This is a genomic window from Pseudomonas sp. SP16.1 (assembly GCF_052682975.1).
In genome coordinates this window covers 3,892,704-3,908,578 of sequence record NZ_JBQYFZ010000001.1, presented here as the reverse complement: position 1 = coordinate 3,908,578, position 15,875 = coordinate 3,892,704, and the positions used below count along the sequence as shown (strand labels likewise).

Genomic DNA, 15,875 nt, shown 5'->3' with positions numbered 1-15,875 from the left:
CAAGATGTCGATGTCCGACCGTGATGGCGTGATCTGGTACGACGGCGAACTGGTGCCGTGGCGCGAGGCCACCACCCATGTGCTGACCCACACCCTGCACTACGGCATGGGCGTGTTCGAAGGCGTGCGTGCCTACAACACCCCGGACGGCACCGCGATCTTCCGCCTGCAGGCACACACCGACCGCCTGTTCGACTCGGCGCACATCTTCAACATGCAGATCCCCTTCAGCAAGGAAGAGATCAACGAGGCGCAGCGCGCCGCGGTGCGCGAGAACGGCCTGGAAAGCGCCTACCTGCGCCCGATGGTGTTCTTCGGCAGCGAGGGCATGGGCCTGCGCGCCTCCGGTCTGAAGGTGCACGTGATCGTCGCGGCCTGGCACTGGGGCGCCTATATGGGCGAAGAAGCGCTGGTCAACGGCATCAAGGTGCGCACCAGCTCCTACACCCGCCACCACGTCAACATCTCCATGACCCGCGCCAAGGCCAACGGCAACTACATCAACTCGATGCTGGCCCTGCAGGAAGCCATCTCCGGCGGCGCCGACGAGGCCATGCTGCTGGACCCGGAAGGCTACGTGGCCGAGGGTTCCGGCGAGAACATCTTCCTGGTCAAGGACGGCGTGGTGTACACCCCGGAAGTCACTTCCTGCCTCAACGGCATCACCCGCAGCACCATCCTGACCCTGGCCGGCGAGCTGGGCATCAAGGTGGTGGAAAAGCGCATCACTCGCGACGAGGTGTACATCGCCGACGAGGCCTTCTTCACCGGCACCGCCGCCGAAGTCACGCCGATCCGCGAAGTCGACGGCCGGCAGATCGGCATCGGCCGCCGCGGCCCGGTCACCGAGAAGCTGCAGAAGGCCTACTTCGACCTGGTCACCGGCAAGACCAGCGCCCACGCCGAGTGGCGTACTCTGGTTAAATAACCGGTCGTCAAGGGCATGACGGGGAGGCGCGAGAGCCTCCCCGGTCGTTTCTGGATAAACAATGAAGATACTTATCGTTGGCCCCAGTTGGGTCGGTGACATGGTGATGGCGCAGACCCTGTTCCAGTGTCTGAAACGGCGCCATCCCGACTGCGAGATCGACGTGCTGGCGCCCGACTGGAGCCGGCCGATCCTCGAGCGCATGCCCGAGGTGCGCGCCGCGCTGAGCCTGCCGCTGGGCCATGGCGTGCTCGAGCTGGCCACCCGCCGGCGCATCGGCAAGTCGCTGGCCGGCCAGTACGACCAGGCGATCCTGCTGCCCAACTCGCTGAAATCCGCCCTGGTGCCCTGGTTCGCCGGTATCCCCCAGCGCACCGGCTGGAAGGGCGAGCTGCGCTACGGCCTGCTCAACGATATCCGCACGCTGGACAAGGACCGCTATCCGCTGATGATCGAGCGCTTTATGGCGCTCGCCTATGAAGAAGGTGCCGAGATTCCCCGGCCCTATCCGCAGCCGCGTTTGCAGATAGATGAGTCCAGCCGCGACGCCGCGCTGGCCAAGTTCGGCCTGCAGCTGGATCGCCCGGTGCTGGCGCTGTGTCCTGGCGCCGAGTTCGGCGAGGCCAAGCGCTGGCCGGCCGAGCACTACGCCAAGGTCGCCGAGATGAAGATCCGCGCCGGCTGGCAGGTGTGGCTGTTCGGTTCGAAGAACGACCACCCCGGCGGCGAGGATATACGCATGCGCCTGATCCCGGGGCTGCGCGAGGAGGCGGTCAACCTGGCCGGCGAGACCAGCCTGGCCGAGGCCATCGACCTGATGTCGGCGGCCACTGCCGTGGTGTCCAACGATTCCGGGCTGATGCACGTGGCGGCGGCGCTGAACCGGCCACTGGTGGCGGTCTACGGCTCCACCTCGCCGGGCTTCACCCCGCCCTTGGCCGACCGGATCGAGATCGTCCGCCTGGGCCTGGACTGCAGCCCCTGCTTCGACCGTACCTGCCGTTTCGGCCATTACAACTGCCTGCGCGAGCTCAAGCCGCGTCCGGTGATCGAGGCTCTCGATCGCCTGGTGGGTGATCCGGTCGAGGTCCAATAGTGCGGGTGCTGATCGTCAAGACCTCGTCGCTCGGCGACGTGGTGCATACCCTGCCGGCGCTCACCGATGCGGCGCGGGCGATACCCGGCATCCAGTTCGACTGGGTGGTGGAGGAGGGCTTCGCCGAGATTCCCGCCTGGCACCCGGCGGTGGCGCAGGTGATCCCGGTGGCGATTCGCCGCTGGCGCCAGCACCCGCTGCGCACCTGGCGCAGCGGCGAGTGGAAACGCTTCAGACAGCGCCTGGACGAGACCCGCTACGACCTGGTGATCGACGCCCAGGGCCTGCTGAAAAGCGCCTGGCTGACCCGCTACGTCAAGGCGCCGGTGGCCGGGCTGGATCGCGATTCGGCGCGCGAGCCGCTGGCCAGCCGCTTCTACGACCGCCGTTACGCGGTGGCCAAGGATCAGCACGCGCTGGAGCGGGTGCGCCAGCTGTTCGCCCAGGCGCTGGATTACCCGCTGCCGGCCGGCTCCGGCGATTACGGGCTGAATCGCGCGGCGATGGCGGACGGCGCGGCGCAGCCCTATCTGCTGTTCCTGCACGGCACCACCTGGGCCAGCAAGCACTGGCCGGAGGCCGACTGGCGCGCCCTGACCGAACGCATGGACGCCCTCGGCTGGGCGGTGCGCCTGCCCTGGAGCAACGAGGCGGAAAAGGCGCGCGCCGAGCGCATCGTCGCCGGTCTCAGCCATGCCGCCGTGCTGCCGAAGCTGAACCTGGCCGGGGTGGCCAAGGTGATCGCCGGCGCCAGCGCCTGCGTGGCGGTGGACACCGGCCTCGGCCATTTGGCCGCGGCGCTGGATGTGCCGAGCATCTCGCTATACGGCCCGACGTTGCCGGGCAAGGTCGGCGCCTACGGCCGCAGCCAGATTCACCTGTGCGCCAGCGGCCCCGGCGCCGGCAGCGGTGATCGCCATACCCCCTGTTTCGACGGCCTGGATGCCGAGCGCGTGGGTACCGAACTGGAGGCGCTGTTGCTGGCGCCGGAGACCCTCTGATGCCGTCATGCAATAGTTTCGGGGAACACCACTGATGCAACTGGCCTTCGTCCTCTACAAGTACTTCCCCTTCGGCGGGCTGCAACGCGACTTCATGCGCATCGCCCTGGAGTGCCAGTCGCGCGGCCACGCCATCCGCGTCTACACGCCGATCTGGGAAGGCGACAACCCCGCCGGGTTCGACGTGCGCGTGGCGCCGGTCAAGGCGCTGTTCAACCACCGCCGCAACGAGAAGTTCAGTGCCTGGCTGCAGGCCGACCTGGCGCGCGATCCGGTGGACCGGGTGATCGGCTTCAACAAGATGCCGGGGCTGGACGTCTACTACGCCGCCGACGGCTGCTTCGAGGACAAGGCGCAGACCCTGCGCAACCCGCTCTACCGGCGCTGGGGTCGCTACAGGCACTTCGCCGACTACGAGCGCGCGGTGTTCGCGCCGGAGTCCAAGACCGAGATCCTGATGATCTCCGAGGTGCAGCAGCCGCTGTTCGTCAAGCACTACAAGACCCCGCTGCAGCGCTTTCATCTGCTGCCGCCGGGCATCGCCGCCGACCGCCGCGCGCCGGCCAATGCCGCCGAGATCCGCGCCGAGTTCCGCCGCGAGTTCGAACTGGCCGACGATGACCTGCTGCTGGTGCAGATCGGTTCCGGCTTCAAGACCAAGGGCCTGGATCGCAGCCTCAAGGCGCTGGCCTCGCTGCCGCGCGAGCTCAAGCAGCGCACCCGGCTGATCGCCATCGGCCAGGACGACCCCAAGCCCTTCCTGCTGCAGGTCAAGGCGCTGGGCCTGTCCGATCAGGTGCAGATTCTCAAGGGACGCAGCGACATTCCGCGCTTTCTGCTCGGCGCCGACCTGCTGATCCACCCGGCCTACAACGAGAATACCGGCACCGTGCTGCTGGAGGCGCTGGTGTCCGGCCTGCCGGTGCTGGTCAGCGATGTCTGCGGTTACGCCCACTACATCGCCGACGCCGATTGCGGTCGGGTGCTGCCCAGCCCGTTCCGTCAGGAGCGGCTCAACCAGACCCTGGCCGACATGCTCGCCGACGCCGAGCGCCGCGCCTTCTGGGGCCGTAATGGATTGGCCTATGCCGACAGCGCCGACCTCTACTCCATGCCGCAGAAGGCCGCCGACGTGATCCTGGCGGAGCGCCGCGCGTGAAGCTGATCCTCGCCGAGCCGTTCAGGAGCCTGTGGGCCGGGCAGGACCCCTTCGCCGCCGTCGAGGCGCTGCAGGGTCAGGTCTACCGCGAGCTGGAAGGGCGCCGCACACTGCGCACCGAGGTCGCCGGGCGCGGCTATTTCGTCAAGATCCACCGTGGCATCGGCTGGGGCGAGATCGCCAAGAACCTGCTGACTGCCAAGGCCCCGGTGCTCGGCGCCGGCCAGGAATGGCGGGCGATCCAGCGTCTGACCGAGGCCGGTGTGGCGACCATGACCGCGGTGGCCTACGGCGAGCGCGGAGCCAACCCGGCCAGCCAGCATTCCTTTATCGTCACCGAGGAGTTGGCGCCGACCGTCGACCTGGAGCAGTTCAGTCTGCACTGGCGCGAGCGGCCGCCGGCGCCGCGGCTGAAATGGGCGCTGATCCGCGAGGTGGCGCAGATGACCTGCCGCATGCACCGCGCCGGGGTCAATCACCGCGACTGCTATATCTGTCACTTCCTGCTGCATACCGACGGGCCGATCGATGCCGAGGGCCTGCGCCTGTCGCTGATCGACCTGCACCGCGCTCAGGTGCGCGAGCATACGCCGCGGCGCTGGCGCGACAAGGACCTGGCCGGGCTGTATTTCTCGGCACTGAACATCGGCCTGACCCGGCGCGACAAGCTGCGTTTCTTGCGCGGCTATTTCCAGCAGCCGCTGCGCCAGGTGCTGCGCGACGAGGCGGCTCTGCTCGCCTGGCTGGAGGGCAAGGCGGGGCGTTTGCTGGCGCGCTACGAGCGTAAGTACGCACCGGGGGCCGGACAATGAGTCAGTGGCGTGTGGCGCAGGACCTGGCGCCTGCGCTGGCGGAAGAGTTCGCCAGTCTCGAGCGGGTCTTCGCTCTGGCGGGTGAGCGGCTGACCCGCGATCCGCTGTCGGAGGTGATCCGCATCGAGCGCGACGGCGTGCGCTACTACGTCAAGCGCTACTGGGGCGCCGGCAAGGGCCTGCGCCGCTATATCGGTCGACCGCGGGTCAAGGCCGAGTGGCAGAACCTCAAGCACTTCGCCAGGTGGGGCATCCCCACCGCGCCCATAGTCGCTCACGGACTCGAACGCCGGGGCGGAGCCTTCGTCCGTGGCGCGCTGATCACCCGCGAGCTGGAAGGCACCCTGGACCTGGCGGCGCTGGCCAGGCAGGGCGATGCGAGGCTGCGCGATCCGCTCTGGGTCGATGGCGTCAGCCGCCAGCTGGCCCGTGCGACGCGCCTGATGCACGATCACCACTTCACCCATAACGATCTGAAATGGCGCAACCTGCTGGTAAACGAGAAAGCCGAGCTGTTCTTCATCGACTGCCCCACCGGCAGCTTCTGGTGGGGGCCGCTGCTGCGCTATCGCATCGTCAAGGACCTGGCTTGCCTGGACAAGGTGGCCAAGCAGCAGCTGACGCGTAGCCAGCGGCTGCGCTTCTACCTGCAGTACCGCGGGCGAGCGCGCATGAGTGCCGCCGACAAGCAGCGGGTACGGCAGGTGCTGACATTCTTCGAGGGCAGGGAATGAAGGACTTTATCGCCGCGCAGGAGCGCACCTTGTTGGAGCAACACGGCCTGGCCAGTTTCGAGGCGCTATGGGCGCTCAGGCTGGAGGCCGTGGACGAACCCAATACCGAGCGCGGCGGCTGGAGCAGCGTCTATCGCCTGGAGCTGGACGATCATGCCTACTACCTCAAGCGCCAGAGTAACCACCTGACCCGCAGCCTGCTGCGCCCGCTGGGCGAGCCCACCTTCGCCCGCGAGTTTCGCAATATCCGCCGCTACGGCGAGTTGGGCATTCCCGCGCTACAGGCCGCCTTCTTTGCCCAGCGCCGTGTGCCCGGCGAGCAGCGTGCCGTGCTGCTGACCCGCGCGCTGGACGGCTGGCAGGACCTGGAGCACTGGCTCGGGCGCTGGGACGAGCTGGATGGGCAGCGCCGCGTCGGCATCCTGCAGGCCTGCGGCGAGCTGGCGCGTCGCCTGCACCGGGCCGGCCAGGTGCACGGCTGTTTCTATCCCAAGCATATTTTCCTGCGCGAGGAGGCGACGGTGTTCCGCGCGCAACTGATCGATCTGGAGAAGACCCGTCCGCTGCTGTTCGGCCGACGCGACCGGATCAGGGACCTCGAGCCGCTGCTGCGCCGCGCCAGCGTCTGGGGCGAGGTGGAGATGCGCAAGCTGCTGGCCGCCTACCTGGACGGCGAGGCCGGCCTCGAACGCTGGTTCGCCCGCCTCGGTGCGCGTCGCCTACACAAGGAGTCGCGTTGATGCAACTGGAGCAACTGGCCGGCAGCGGGCGAGCGCCTGGGCTGCCCCTGACCCTGCAGCTTGCGGGCGATGAACTGCGCCTGGAGCGCCTGCTGCGCGTACTGCCGGGGCGGCGTTATGTCGGCGTCGCGCAATGGCGAGGACGGACGGTGCTGGCCAAGCTGCTGGTCGGCGGCAAGGCCGAGCGGCATTTTCGCCGTGAGCTGGACGGCGCCCGCCTGCTGGCCGAACAGGGGCTGGCCACGCCCGAATTGCTCGCGCAGGGGTTTTCCGCCGGGCAGGGCGGCTGGCTGCTGTTCGATTACCTCGCCGCCGCTGAGAGCCTGGGCGATGCCTGGCGTGCCGTGGCGCACGAGCCGATGCCGTCCGATGCCCAGCAAAGGGTGCTGGCCGAGGCGCTGGGGGCGATCGGCCAGATGCACGACAAGGGCCTGTGGCAGGCCGACCTGCACCTGGACAACCTGCTGCGGCACGACGGTCGCCTGTATCTGATCGACGGCGGCGGCGTCCAGGTCGAGACCCCGGGGCAGTCGTTGTCGCGGGCCAGGGTGCTGGAGAATCTCGGCGTGTTCTTCGCCCAGCTGCCGGCCGAGCTTGCGCCCTTCACCGAGGAGCTGCTGATCCACTACTTGCTGGCCAACGGCGAGCATGCGCTGCCGCTAGAGGCGCTGCTGGCCGAGGTGGCCAAGGTGCGCCGCTGGCGCCTGCGCGACTACCTGCGCAAGATTGGTCGCGACTGCAGCCTGTTCGCCGCGAAGGTCGGCGCCTTCGGTCTGCGCGTGGTGCGCCGCGACTGCGCGGACGAGCTGCAGCCCCTGCTCGACGCCCCGGACGCCCTGCTGGCGGACGGTCAGGCGCTCAAGCGCGGCGGCAGCGCCACGGTCGCGCGCATCGAGCTGGGCGGCCGTCCGCTGGTGGTCAAGCGCTACAACCTCAAGGGGCTGGGGCACTGGCTCAAGCGCTTCTGGCGGCCCAGCCGGGCCTGGCACAGCTGGCGCGAAGGCCATCGCCTGGAGTTGCTCGGCATCGCCACGCCGCGCCCGCTGGCGGTGCTGGAGCGGCGTTGGTGCTGGCTGCGCGGACGCGCCTACCTGATTACCGAATATTGCGACGGGCAGGATATAATCGCGCGTTTTCAGGCGTATCTGCAGGGATCGCCCCCGGAAACCGAGCTGCTGGCGCTCGATCGCCTGTTCGCCGCCTTGCTGCGCGAGCGCATCAGCCATGGCGATTTCAAGGGGCACAACCTGTTCTGGGATGATGCGCGTGGCGCCTGGTCGCTGATCGACCTTGACGCCATGCAGCAGCATCGCAGTGCGCGCGGCTTCGCCCGGGCCTATGCCCGCGACCGCGCCCGATTTCTGCGCAACTGGCCGGCGGACTCCGCCCTGCACCGGTTGCTCGACCAACGTTTACCGCAGGTGCCCGGCACCTGCCCGAAATAGAGGCTCAAACCTGTGGCATTGACCATTCTCGGCCTGTCCGGCGCCCTCAGTCACGATCCCTCCGCTGCCCTGTACATCGACGGCAAGCTGATCGCGGCAGTGGAAGAGGAGCGCTTCGTGCGCGACAAGCACGCGAAGAACCGCATGCCCTACGAATCCGCCAAGTTCTGCCTGGAACAGGCCGGCATCAAACCGTCCGACGTCGACGTGGTGGCGATTCCCTTCGCCCCCATCAGCCTGTTCGGCAAGGCCCGCTGGCACTACGCCAAGCGCTACTGGTACGCGCCGGATCGCTCCCTCGACGCGATCCTGATGGGTAACCGCCGCTACAAGCGCTACCACAAGAAGATCCAGTGGTGCCTGGAGCAACTGGGCTTCGACCTGAAGAAGGTCAAGATCGAGCCGGTCGAGCACCACCTGGCCCACGCTGCCAGCGCCTATCACTGCTCGGGCTTCACCGAAAAGACCGCGATCCTCGGCATCGATGGCAAGGGCGAGTACGCCACCACCTTCTTCGGCTACGGCGAGAACGGCAAGATCCACAAGATCAAGGAGTTCTACGATCCGGATTCGCTCGGCGGCCTGTACGGCGCGATCACCGAGTTCCTCGGCTTCGAGATGCTCGACGGCGAGTTCAAGGTCATGGGCATGGCGCCCTACGGCGATGCGGCCAAGTACGACTTCTCGCGCCTGGCCAAGTTCGAGAACGGCGAGCTGATCATCAATACCGACTACGCCAACGTCATCGGTTTCCGTCGCTACAAGGAAAACGGCAAGGGCTACTACTTCTCACCCAAGCTGATCGAGTGGCTGGGGCCGAAGCGCCAGGGCGACATCGCCGACGACCCCTACATCCATTACGCCGCCAGCATGCAGGCACTGTTCGAGAAGCTGGCGCTGGAGATGATGGAGTACTACCTCGGCGACATCCTCAAGGAAACCGGCAAGATCGCCTTCGCCGGCGGTTGTGCGCTGAACGTCAAGCTGAACCAGAAGATCATCGCCCGCGACGACGTGAAGGAGCTGTTCGTGCAGCCCGCTTCCGGCGACGCCGGTACCTCGGTCGGCGCCGCCGCCTACGTCTCGCATCGGCGCGGCGTGCCGGTGGAGAAGATGGAGCACGTCTACCTCGGCCCCTCCTATTCCAACGAAGAAATCATCGCCGCCTGTGCCAAGCACCCGAACAAACCGGTGTTCAAGCGCATCGACAACACCGCCCAGCGCATCGCCAAGATCATGGTCGACGCCAATCCCGTGGCCTGGTTCCAGGGGCGTATGGAGTTCGGCCCGCGCGCGCTCGGCGGCCGCTCGATCATCGGCTGCCCGAGCGTGCCGGGCGTCGCCGATCGCATCAACGAGCAGATCAAGTTCCGCGAGCGCTGGCGGCCCTTCTGCCCGTCGATGCTCGACACCGTGGCGCCGCAGATGCTCAAGGTCGATCACCCGAGCCCGTTCATGACCTTCACCTTCGAGGTCAACGAAGAGTGGAAGACCCGCGTCGGCGAAGTGGTGCACGAGGACGGTACCTCCCGCGCCCAGGTGCTCAAGCGTGAGTACAACCCGCGCTGGTACGACCTGATGCTCGAGCTGGAAAAGCTCACCGGCAACGGCGTGTCGCTGAACACTTCGCTCAACCGCCGCGGCGAGCCGATGATCTGCTCGCCGACCGACGCGCTGAACATGTTCTATGGCTCCGACCTGCAGTACCTGATCATGGAAGACATCCTCGTGGTCAAGGACGGCCGTGACTGGTATGACCACGTCTAGTGCGGCGGCTGCCGGGCAGCGCTGGGTTCTGCAGTTCTGCCATGGCTACGACGGGCCCTTCCTGGACTGCGCGCGGCAGTACGCCGCGCTGTTCAAGGGCACGCCGTTCAAGGTCTGCACCGTCTACCTGACGGGCGCGCCGAGCGCCGAAGTGGAGCAGGGCTCGGCCTCGGACGAGGTGATCTTCCTCGACTACCGCAGCAAGGACGTCAGCGGTCTGAAGCTCAAGGCGATCCGCGACATCCGCCGTATCGCGGCCACGCGTGATTTTGCCCTGTGCATCGCCCATCGCTTCAAGCCGATCTACGTGGCGCTGCTGGGCACCGCGCTGCCGGTGATCGGCGTGCACCACGCGTTCGGCGTCTATGGCCGTCTGAGTCGCCGCCTGTTCATCAACCGTTTCCGTGAGCGTTTGCTGCTGCTCGGGGTGTCCAACGCCGTGCGCGACGAGATGCGCCGCGACCTGCGCGGTTGGCCGGCCGAGCGCATCGAAACGCTGTACAACCGCATCGACATCGAGGCCGTTCAGGCCGAACAGGTCCCCCGCGAAGAGGCCCGCGCCCACCTCGGGCTGCCGCAGGACGCCTGGGTGGTCGGCAATGTCGGCCGCCTGCATCCGGACAAGGATCAGGCCACTCTGATCCGCGGCTTCGCCCTGGCCCTGCCGCAGCTGCCCGCCGGCAGCCTGCTGGCGATCATGGGCAGCGGCCGCCTGGAGCATTCGCTCAAGGCCCTCGCGGCCGAACTCGGCGTGGCCGAGTCGGTACGCTTTCTCGGCCAGGTTGCCCACGGGCGCCGCTACTTCAAAGCCTTCGATGTGTTCGCACTGAGTTCCGACCACGAGCCGTTCGGCATGGTGCTGCTGGAGGCGATGGCGGCGGGGGTAGCGCTGGTCTGCAGCGATTGCGGTGGTGGAAGGGAAGTGGTGAACGGGGCCGGGCGATTGTTTCCCTTGGGCGATGCGGCGGCGCTTGCCTGTCAGCTGCAGGCGCTTGCCGAGTCCGAAATGCAGGAACAGTCCGCGCTGTCGCGCCTGCACGAAACCTTTACCGATGAGGCGGCCAGGTCCCGTTTCTGGCGTCTCTACCGAGGGTCATAGCTGTGCGTACCCCGCCGAGCATCATTTTCCTGATTCCTTACTTCGGCCAATGGCCGTTCTGGATGCCTTTCTTCATCGAAAGTTGCCGGTGCAACCCGGACATCGATTGGCTGCTGGTCGGTGACTGTGCCGAGCTCGATGATCTGCCAAAGAATGTTCGGCAGCAGCGCATTAGCTTGGAAGACTATTGCGGTTTTGTCTCCGCGCGTTTGGGGTTTCGGTTTGCCCCGGTGAACCCTTACAAGCTCTGCGATCTCAAGCCGGCGCTTGGCTTTATCCACGAGGCGGAGATTCAGGGCTATGACTACTGGGGGTTCAGCGATCTCGACCTGATCTATGGCGATTTGCGGGCCTATTTCACTGCGGAGAAACTGCAACGCTTCAAGTTCTTTTCCACTCATGAGCGTCGCGTATCGGGGCATCTGTGCCTGCTGCGCAATGAGAAGCCGTTGCGCGAGCTGTTCTGGAGGATTCGCGATTTTCAGCCGCGGCTTCAGGACCAGAGGAACCATGCACTGGACGAGGGCGGTTTCACCCGGCTGTTTCTATGGCGCAAGAACTTTCCTAAGCCGTTATTCAAGCTGGTTGGTTTGTTCAATCCCTGGCGACGGCTCGCCGAGTTTAAGGAGGGATTCAGTACCCCTAACTCAAACAGGCCATGGATTGATGGCAGTATGGAATTTCCGGCACGTTGGTACTGGGAACATGGACGCCTTTATAACAATCATGACGTGGCCAGAGAGTTTCCCTACCTGCACTTTTTGGGTTGGAAGAAAAACTGGTCGAGCCATATGCTGCATTGTACAGCCGCGCTGCGGAGCCTGGCAGCTGAGGGACGCTGGCTGATTGGCGAAGCTGGATTCCAAGGAATGGGGCCGTGCAATGCGGACTAATCCATGGTCGGACAAGGCTTGCGCCCTAGACCGTTACCGCTGGTTGTTGTTGCGTGAGCGTTACGGCCTGCTCGGTAGTGCCTTGCGTTTCGCCCGTGAGGCTATCTTGGACTGGTGGTTTGGCGTGCGCGCCAGGCGCCGTTTGGCCGGATTGGTCGAGAGCGCGCCTTGCGATTTTCTGCTACTGCAGTCGGCGCCCAAGGTTATCGCTTTTCGGCGCAAGAGGCTGCTGATCGACCGGCTTCGTGGGCGTGGTCACCATCTGGTGGAGACGGCGCTGCAGGAACCCAAGACTATCCTGCGCGAGCGTCTGCTCATGGCACCGCCATTTCCTGTGCCGACCCGCTACTTCGGCCTAGCGGCCTATGCGCAGTGGCTGGTGGAGCATTATCAGCCTCGTATCCTCCTCAACGACCGCAACGGCAGTCTCTACACGCCCTTCCTGCGTCTGGCGCTGAACGCTCGCGGCAGCCTGCTGGTGCATTTGGCGCACGCCACCACGGGGGAGAGTTCGCGCCGGCTGGGCATGAATGACTACGACTACTACTTCCTGTTTGGCCAGAGTTCATTGGACGCCCTGCAGGCGCGTGCGCTGCGCTTCGGCAGTTCGATCGCGGTGCTGGCCGGCTCCCACATGATCGACAGTGCGTACGACCTGCCGCCGGCCGATCCGTCCTTGCGTACTTTGCTTATCCTCGGCGTCGGCCCGGACAAGGAAAAAGAGGTCGGCTACCAGGCTACTTACAGGCTACTGCGTGATTGGGCCGCGGAGCATCCACATTACCGGGTCTTAGTGAAGGCGCATCCGCGCAGCCAGGTTCCTTTCTGGCAGCAAGCCGCCGCTGAGCTGCCGAATTTGCGAGTGCTGCCGAAAGAGTGTGGCCTGGCTGAGGCCCTGGCGCAGTCCTCGCTGGTGGTCAACATCATGTCGAATGCGGTGATAGAGGCCGCGTTGGCTAGACGTCCAGTCCTGTACGTCAACGCGGGGAGGGATGTCGATATCTTTTCCCAGCAGCGGTTCTTGGGGGATAGAGTATCTAGCCTGATGCAACTAACAGCGGCGGCGGAGCAGGTGGTCGCCGACTATAGCGGTTCGGTCGGACGAGCCGAGCGCTTTGCCGGGTACCATCTCGCGCATGGCAGTAAAGGGTTGGCGAACTGTTTAAACCTTTTGGAACAGTTGCTGGCAGGACAAGAGTGCGTAGGCAGTGAACTTCCGGAGTCGCTGGCTTGCCGGGTAAGACTCCCAGGCATACAGCAGAGAAGTGGTGGTATGAACGGAAGCTGTTTTGAGCGCGCTTATGTGATCAATCTCGATCACCGGCAGGATCGCTGGCTGCAAACGGCAAGCAACCTTGAGAACGTGGGGATCGTCGCCGAGCGTTTCCCGGCTGTCGATATTGCCAGATTGAATGCTGAGGGGGATCAGCCGTCGCAGGTGCTGCGCGAATTTCTGGCGCGGGTGGATGGCCCCAGTGACATGGCCGAGCACAAGTTGATGGCCACCTGGGCCTGCATGCGCAGCCACCTGGCGGTGATCCGCATGGCCAAGATGCGCGGCCTGGGCTCCGTATTGATTATCGAGGATGACTGCGATTTCGAGCCCTATTCACGCGCCGTATTGACCCGTGTGGCTGCGCAATTGAGTGGATGCTCCTGGCAGATGCTCTATCTGGGGGGGACGCTCAAAAAAGGCAGTCAGCGCGTCGAGCTCTGCGAGAACCTGATGAGTGTAAGTCGAGTCCGGTTGGCGCATGCGTATATGGTTCATTGCTCCCTCTATGACCGAATTTTAGAGGAGGCGCCTGCATCCGGGCTCCCGCTGGACTGGTATTACTCCGAGTGTTTGCAGGCGGATGTACAGGCTTGCATGATAAAGCCGGAGCTCGCTTACCAGCGGCTGTTCGATCTGAGCGATATCGAGCAAGTGGAGCGCCGTCCTAAGTTAAAAACCCGAAGGGCGATCAAACGTTGGTATGCCAAACTTCGCTACGGTCGTGGCTGATGTCGTTCTATAAGCAGCTGTCTTTCTCTAGGCGAGAGAGTCCTATCCTGGCTATCTGGTCGGCCCTGGGCTTCGCTTGGTTTGTACTGGGCATGATGTTCCTGCCGAGCAGCAAGTTGTATCACCAGGGCTTGATTTTTCTGTTCTGGCTGCCGGGGCTAGCTGCTTGGCTACCTCGGTTCAGGGCGAGTTTGCTCTGGGATCGCTGGTTGCTTGCCGGGTTGCTGGCCTGCGTTGCCTGGGCCGCATTGTCCGTCAGCTGGGGGGGGGACTCGAAGCGTTACAAAGAGATGCTCTATGTCATCTTGAGCGCTCAGGCTTTCGTAGTGCTGGGAGGCTTATATCGCGAAGATGTCTGGCGGCTTCTGGCCTGCCTGGCAATGCTGGGTAGCCTGAGCGCGCTGTGGTCCATCGTTGATTTTTATCTGCTTCAGGGGCATCCCTACAGTGCTCGACTGGTTGGCGCGGGTTTGCTCGACCATCCTATACTGGCTGCCCATCTTATGGGGGCGCTGGGTGTCCTTCTTCTCAGTCTTCGTTCCCTCTCGCCGGAGGTGCTGCCGCGCTGGAGTTGGTTGCTGGCTTGTCTGGCATATTTTTCATTCTTGGTGCTGACACGCAGCAAGGGACCACTATTGGCGCTAATCGTTGCCTGCCTGTTTTTCCCCGTTTGCGCCCCAAGCCGGGGGCGAATTCTGTTTGCCATGCTGCTTTTGGGTGGAGCGATTGTAGCGGCATCCCTAGCGCCCCAGTTTCTCCTGCGTGGAGGGCTTTCCTATCGCCCTGATCTGCTGCTTGGCGCCTGGGAGCTGTTTCTCCAACACCCTTGGCTGGGCCTGGGGTTGGGCAGTAGCTATGAGTTGGAGGTGGCGGCAATTGGCGCAACCTACGAGCATGCCCACAATCTGTTCGCGCATATTGCCTTGCAGTTAGGGCTGCCGGGCCTGCTGCTGTGGCTGTCGACTTTGCTGGTAGTGTTCTGGCGTGGATGGTCGAACAGAACATCCCCCGTCGGCCTCGCACTCTGTAGTCTGTTGGGCTTCTCCGTGGTTGCGCTAATGACGGATGGCATCGGTCCCTGGGTCAAGCCTCGAGAAGAGTGGTTCACCGTCTGGTTACCGATCTTTTTATGCTTCGCGCTACGTGCTGGTGCGGTAGATGAGCGGAGCCGTCCTACATGATCAGGCTGTGTTATCCGCGTGGCAGCGACAATGTGGGCGACGAGCTGAATGCCTGGCTCTGGCCGGCGTTGCTGGGAGACATTCGTCATGACGCTGATACCGCACTGCTCGGTATTGGCACCCTTTTGAACGAATCGTTTTGTCGACAGCTGCGCTCTGAACAACGCATTGCCGTATTGGGTACCGGGGCGGGCTATGGTGCGCTGCCGCGGTTGGATGCGCGTTGGACCGTCTATGCCTTACGCGGCCCACGCACGGCTGCGGCGCTAGGGCTTCCGGCCGATTTGGCGATTGCGGATTCGGCCTACCTGTTGGCTGGTCTCGACTGGGCAGTTAGGCGGGAGGAAGGCCAGGCTGGGGACATACTGGTAGTGCCCCATCACCGATCTCTGCCGCTGCTCGATTGGCAGGCCTTGTGTGACCGTGCAGGTATGACCTTCCTCTCGCCCTTGTTGCCGGCAGAGGTCTTCATGACCCGCCTGAGGTCGGCCCGCCTGGTCCTGACGGAGGCCATGCATGGGGCTATTCTGGCCGATGTGGCGCGGGTGCCCTGGCGAGCTTTCAGCTTTGGTCGACAGTTCAATCTAGACAAGTGGCTGGATTGGTCCGAGGCGTTAGAAATCGACCTCGACGTGCAGCCGCTCAAGGGGTTCTATGACCCCAGTTACGCTGGGCACCGGTCTACAGGACAGATCAAACACGTGACGCGCAGCCTAAAAGCAAAATGCTGTTCCTACGGACTTGGAAAAGCCAAGTGGCGTTCAATCACACCCCCCAGCTGGCAGGTTGCGCACGATGCGGAGCGTCTTGCTATGGATTTGCGGGTTTTGGCCGGACATGCAGGGCAGCTGAGTAATGAGCAGGTCTTTCAGCATCGCGTGGCACAGCTACTGAGTGCAGTTAATGCTTTACGTATAGACCTTGGGGCTGCTCAGTCGAAAGGCCTGACTGGTTCTCCTGCGGATTTTTTTCGTGGGGAGCTGCAATGATCGCGCGCAAGTTGCACTACTGCTGG

Annotated in this window: 14 protein-coding genes; all 14 read left to right on the top strand. The window is 64.5% G+C overall.

What is annotated here, in order from left to right; all coding sequences use genetic code 11:
• Positions 1-4: 4 nt before the first annotated feature.
• Positions 5-928: a branched-chain amino acid transaminase gene (locus tag ACUTAF_RS18550; protein ID WP_445581346.1), complete on the top strand. Its 924-nt coding sequence runs from the start codon at positions 5-7 to the stop codon at positions 926-928.
• Between the two features lie 61 nt (positions 929-989).
• A complete protein-coding gene (gene waaF, locus ACUTAF_RS18545) occupies positions 990-2,024 on the top strand; it encodes a lipopolysaccharide heptosyltransferase II (protein WP_445581345.1) in 1,035 nt (344 codons plus the stop codon).
• Entirely contained in the window at positions 2,024-3,025 is a 1,002-nt protein-coding gene (waaC, locus tag ACUTAF_RS18540) for a lipopolysaccharide heptosyltransferase I (protein ID WP_445581344.1), read from the top strand. Before waaF ends, waaC begins: the two co-directional genes overlap by 1 nt.
• Before the next feature lie 34 nt (positions 3,026-3,059).
• Complete coding sequence (locus ACUTAF_RS18535; protein ID WP_445581343.1) at positions 3,060-4,184, top strand: glycosyltransferase family 4 protein; 1,125 nt, start codon at positions 3,060-3,062, stop codon at positions 4,182-4,184.
• Positions 4,181-4,996, top strand: coding sequence for a lipopolysaccharide core heptose(I) kinase RfaP (gene rfaP / locus ACUTAF_RS18530; protein ID WP_445581342.1), 816 nt, complete (start codon positions 4,181-4,183; stop codon positions 4,994-4,996). Before ACUTAF_RS18535 ends, rfaP begins: the two co-directional genes overlap by 4 nt.
• Complete coding sequence (locus ACUTAF_RS18525) at positions 4,993-5,730, top strand: lipopolysaccharide kinase InaA family protein (RefSeq protein ID WP_445581341.1); 738 nt, start codon at positions 4,993-4,995, stop codon at positions 5,728-5,730. The genes rfaP and ACUTAF_RS18525 overlap by 4 nt, the downstream gene beginning before the upstream one ends.
• Positions 5,727-6,470 (top strand): lipopolysaccharide kinase InaA family protein, encoded by a 744-nt coding sequence (locus tag ACUTAF_RS18520; RefSeq protein WP_445581340.1) that lies wholly within the window; start codon positions 5,727-5,729, stop codon positions 6,468-6,470. The genes ACUTAF_RS18525 and ACUTAF_RS18520 overlap by 4 nt, the downstream gene beginning before the upstream one ends.
• On the top strand, positions 6,470-7,915 hold the full coding sequence (locus ACUTAF_RS18515; RefSeq protein ID WP_445581339.1) for a lipopolysaccharide kinase InaA family protein: 1,446 nt from the start codon (positions 6,470-6,472) through the stop codon (positions 7,913-7,915). Before ACUTAF_RS18520 ends, ACUTAF_RS18515 begins: the two co-directional genes overlap by 1 nt.
• A gap of 12 nt (positions 7,916-7,927) precedes the next feature.
• A complete protein-coding gene (locus ACUTAF_RS18510; protein WP_445581338.1) occupies positions 7,928-9,682 on the top strand; it encodes a carbamoyltransferase family protein in 1,755 nt (584 codons plus the stop codon).
• On the top strand, positions 9,669-10,781 hold the full coding sequence (locus tag ACUTAF_RS18505) for a glycosyltransferase (RefSeq protein ID WP_445581337.1): 1,113 nt from the start codon (positions 9,669-9,671) through the stop codon (positions 10,779-10,781). The genes ACUTAF_RS18510 and ACUTAF_RS18505 overlap by 14 nt, the downstream gene beginning before the upstream one ends.
• A 2-nt stretch (positions 10,782-10,783) precedes the next feature.
• Positions 10,784-11,674 carry a DUF6625 family protein gene (locus ACUTAF_RS18500; RefSeq protein ID WP_445581336.1) on the top strand — a complete coding sequence of 297 codons (891 nt, stop codon included), beginning with the start codon at positions 10,784-10,786 and terminating at the stop codon, positions 11,672-11,674.
• The gene (locus tag ACUTAF_RS18495) at positions 11,628-13,679 is read left to right on the top strand and encodes a glycosyltransferase family 25 protein (protein ID WP_445581335.1); all 2,052 of its coding nucleotides are present in this window, start codon (positions 11,628-11,630) and stop codon (positions 13,677-13,679) included. The genes ACUTAF_RS18500 and ACUTAF_RS18495 overlap by 47 nt, the downstream gene beginning before the upstream one ends.
• Positions 13,679-14,860, top strand: coding sequence for an O-antigen ligase family protein (locus tag ACUTAF_RS18490; RefSeq protein WP_445581334.1), 1,182 nt, complete (start codon positions 13,679-13,681; stop codon positions 14,858-14,860). Before ACUTAF_RS18495 ends, ACUTAF_RS18490 begins: the two co-directional genes overlap by 1 nt.
• A complete protein-coding gene (locus tag ACUTAF_RS18485) occupies positions 14,857-15,849 on the top strand; it encodes a glycosyltransferase family protein (RefSeq protein WP_445581333.1) in 993 nt (330 codons plus the stop codon). The genes ACUTAF_RS18490 and ACUTAF_RS18485 overlap by 4 nt, the downstream gene beginning before the upstream one ends.
• Positions 15,850-15,875 lie beyond the last annotated feature (26 nt).

Coding starts and splice junctions, on each gene's coding strand:
- ACUTAF_RS18505 (WP_445581337.1), top strand. CDS start 9,669: ATGACCACGTCTAGTGCGGCGGCTGCCGGGCAGCGCTGGGTTCTGCAG.
- ACUTAF_RS18515 (WP_445581339.1), top strand. CDS start 6,470: ATGCAACTGGAGCAACTGGCCGGCAGCGGGCGAGCGCCTGGGCTGCCC.
- waaF (WP_445581345.1), top strand. CDS start 990: ATGAAGATACTTATCGTTGGCCCCAGTTGGGTCGGTGACATGGTGATG.
- ACUTAF_RS18525 (WP_445581341.1), top strand. CDS start 4,993: ATGAGTCAGTGGCGTGTGGCGCAGGACCTGGCGCCTGCGCTGGCGGAA.
- ACUTAF_RS18485 (WP_445581333.1), top strand. CDS start 14,857: ATGATCAGGCTGTGTTATCCGCGTGGCAGCGACAATGTGGGCGACGAG.
- ACUTAF_RS18520 (WP_445581340.1), top strand. CDS start 5,727: ATGAAGGACTTTATCGCCGCGCAGGAGCGCACCTTGTTGGAGCAACAC.
- ACUTAF_RS18550 (WP_445581346.1), top strand. CDS start 5: ATGTCGATGTCCGACCGTGATGGCGTGATCTGGTACGACGGCGAACTG.
- ACUTAF_RS18535 (WP_445581343.1), top strand. CDS start 3,060: ATGCAACTGGCCTTCGTCCTCTACAAGTACTTCCCCTTCGGCGGGCTG.
- ACUTAF_RS18490 (WP_445581334.1), top strand. CDS start 13,679: ATGTCGTTCTATAAGCAGCTGTCTTTCTCTAGGCGAGAGAGTCCTATC.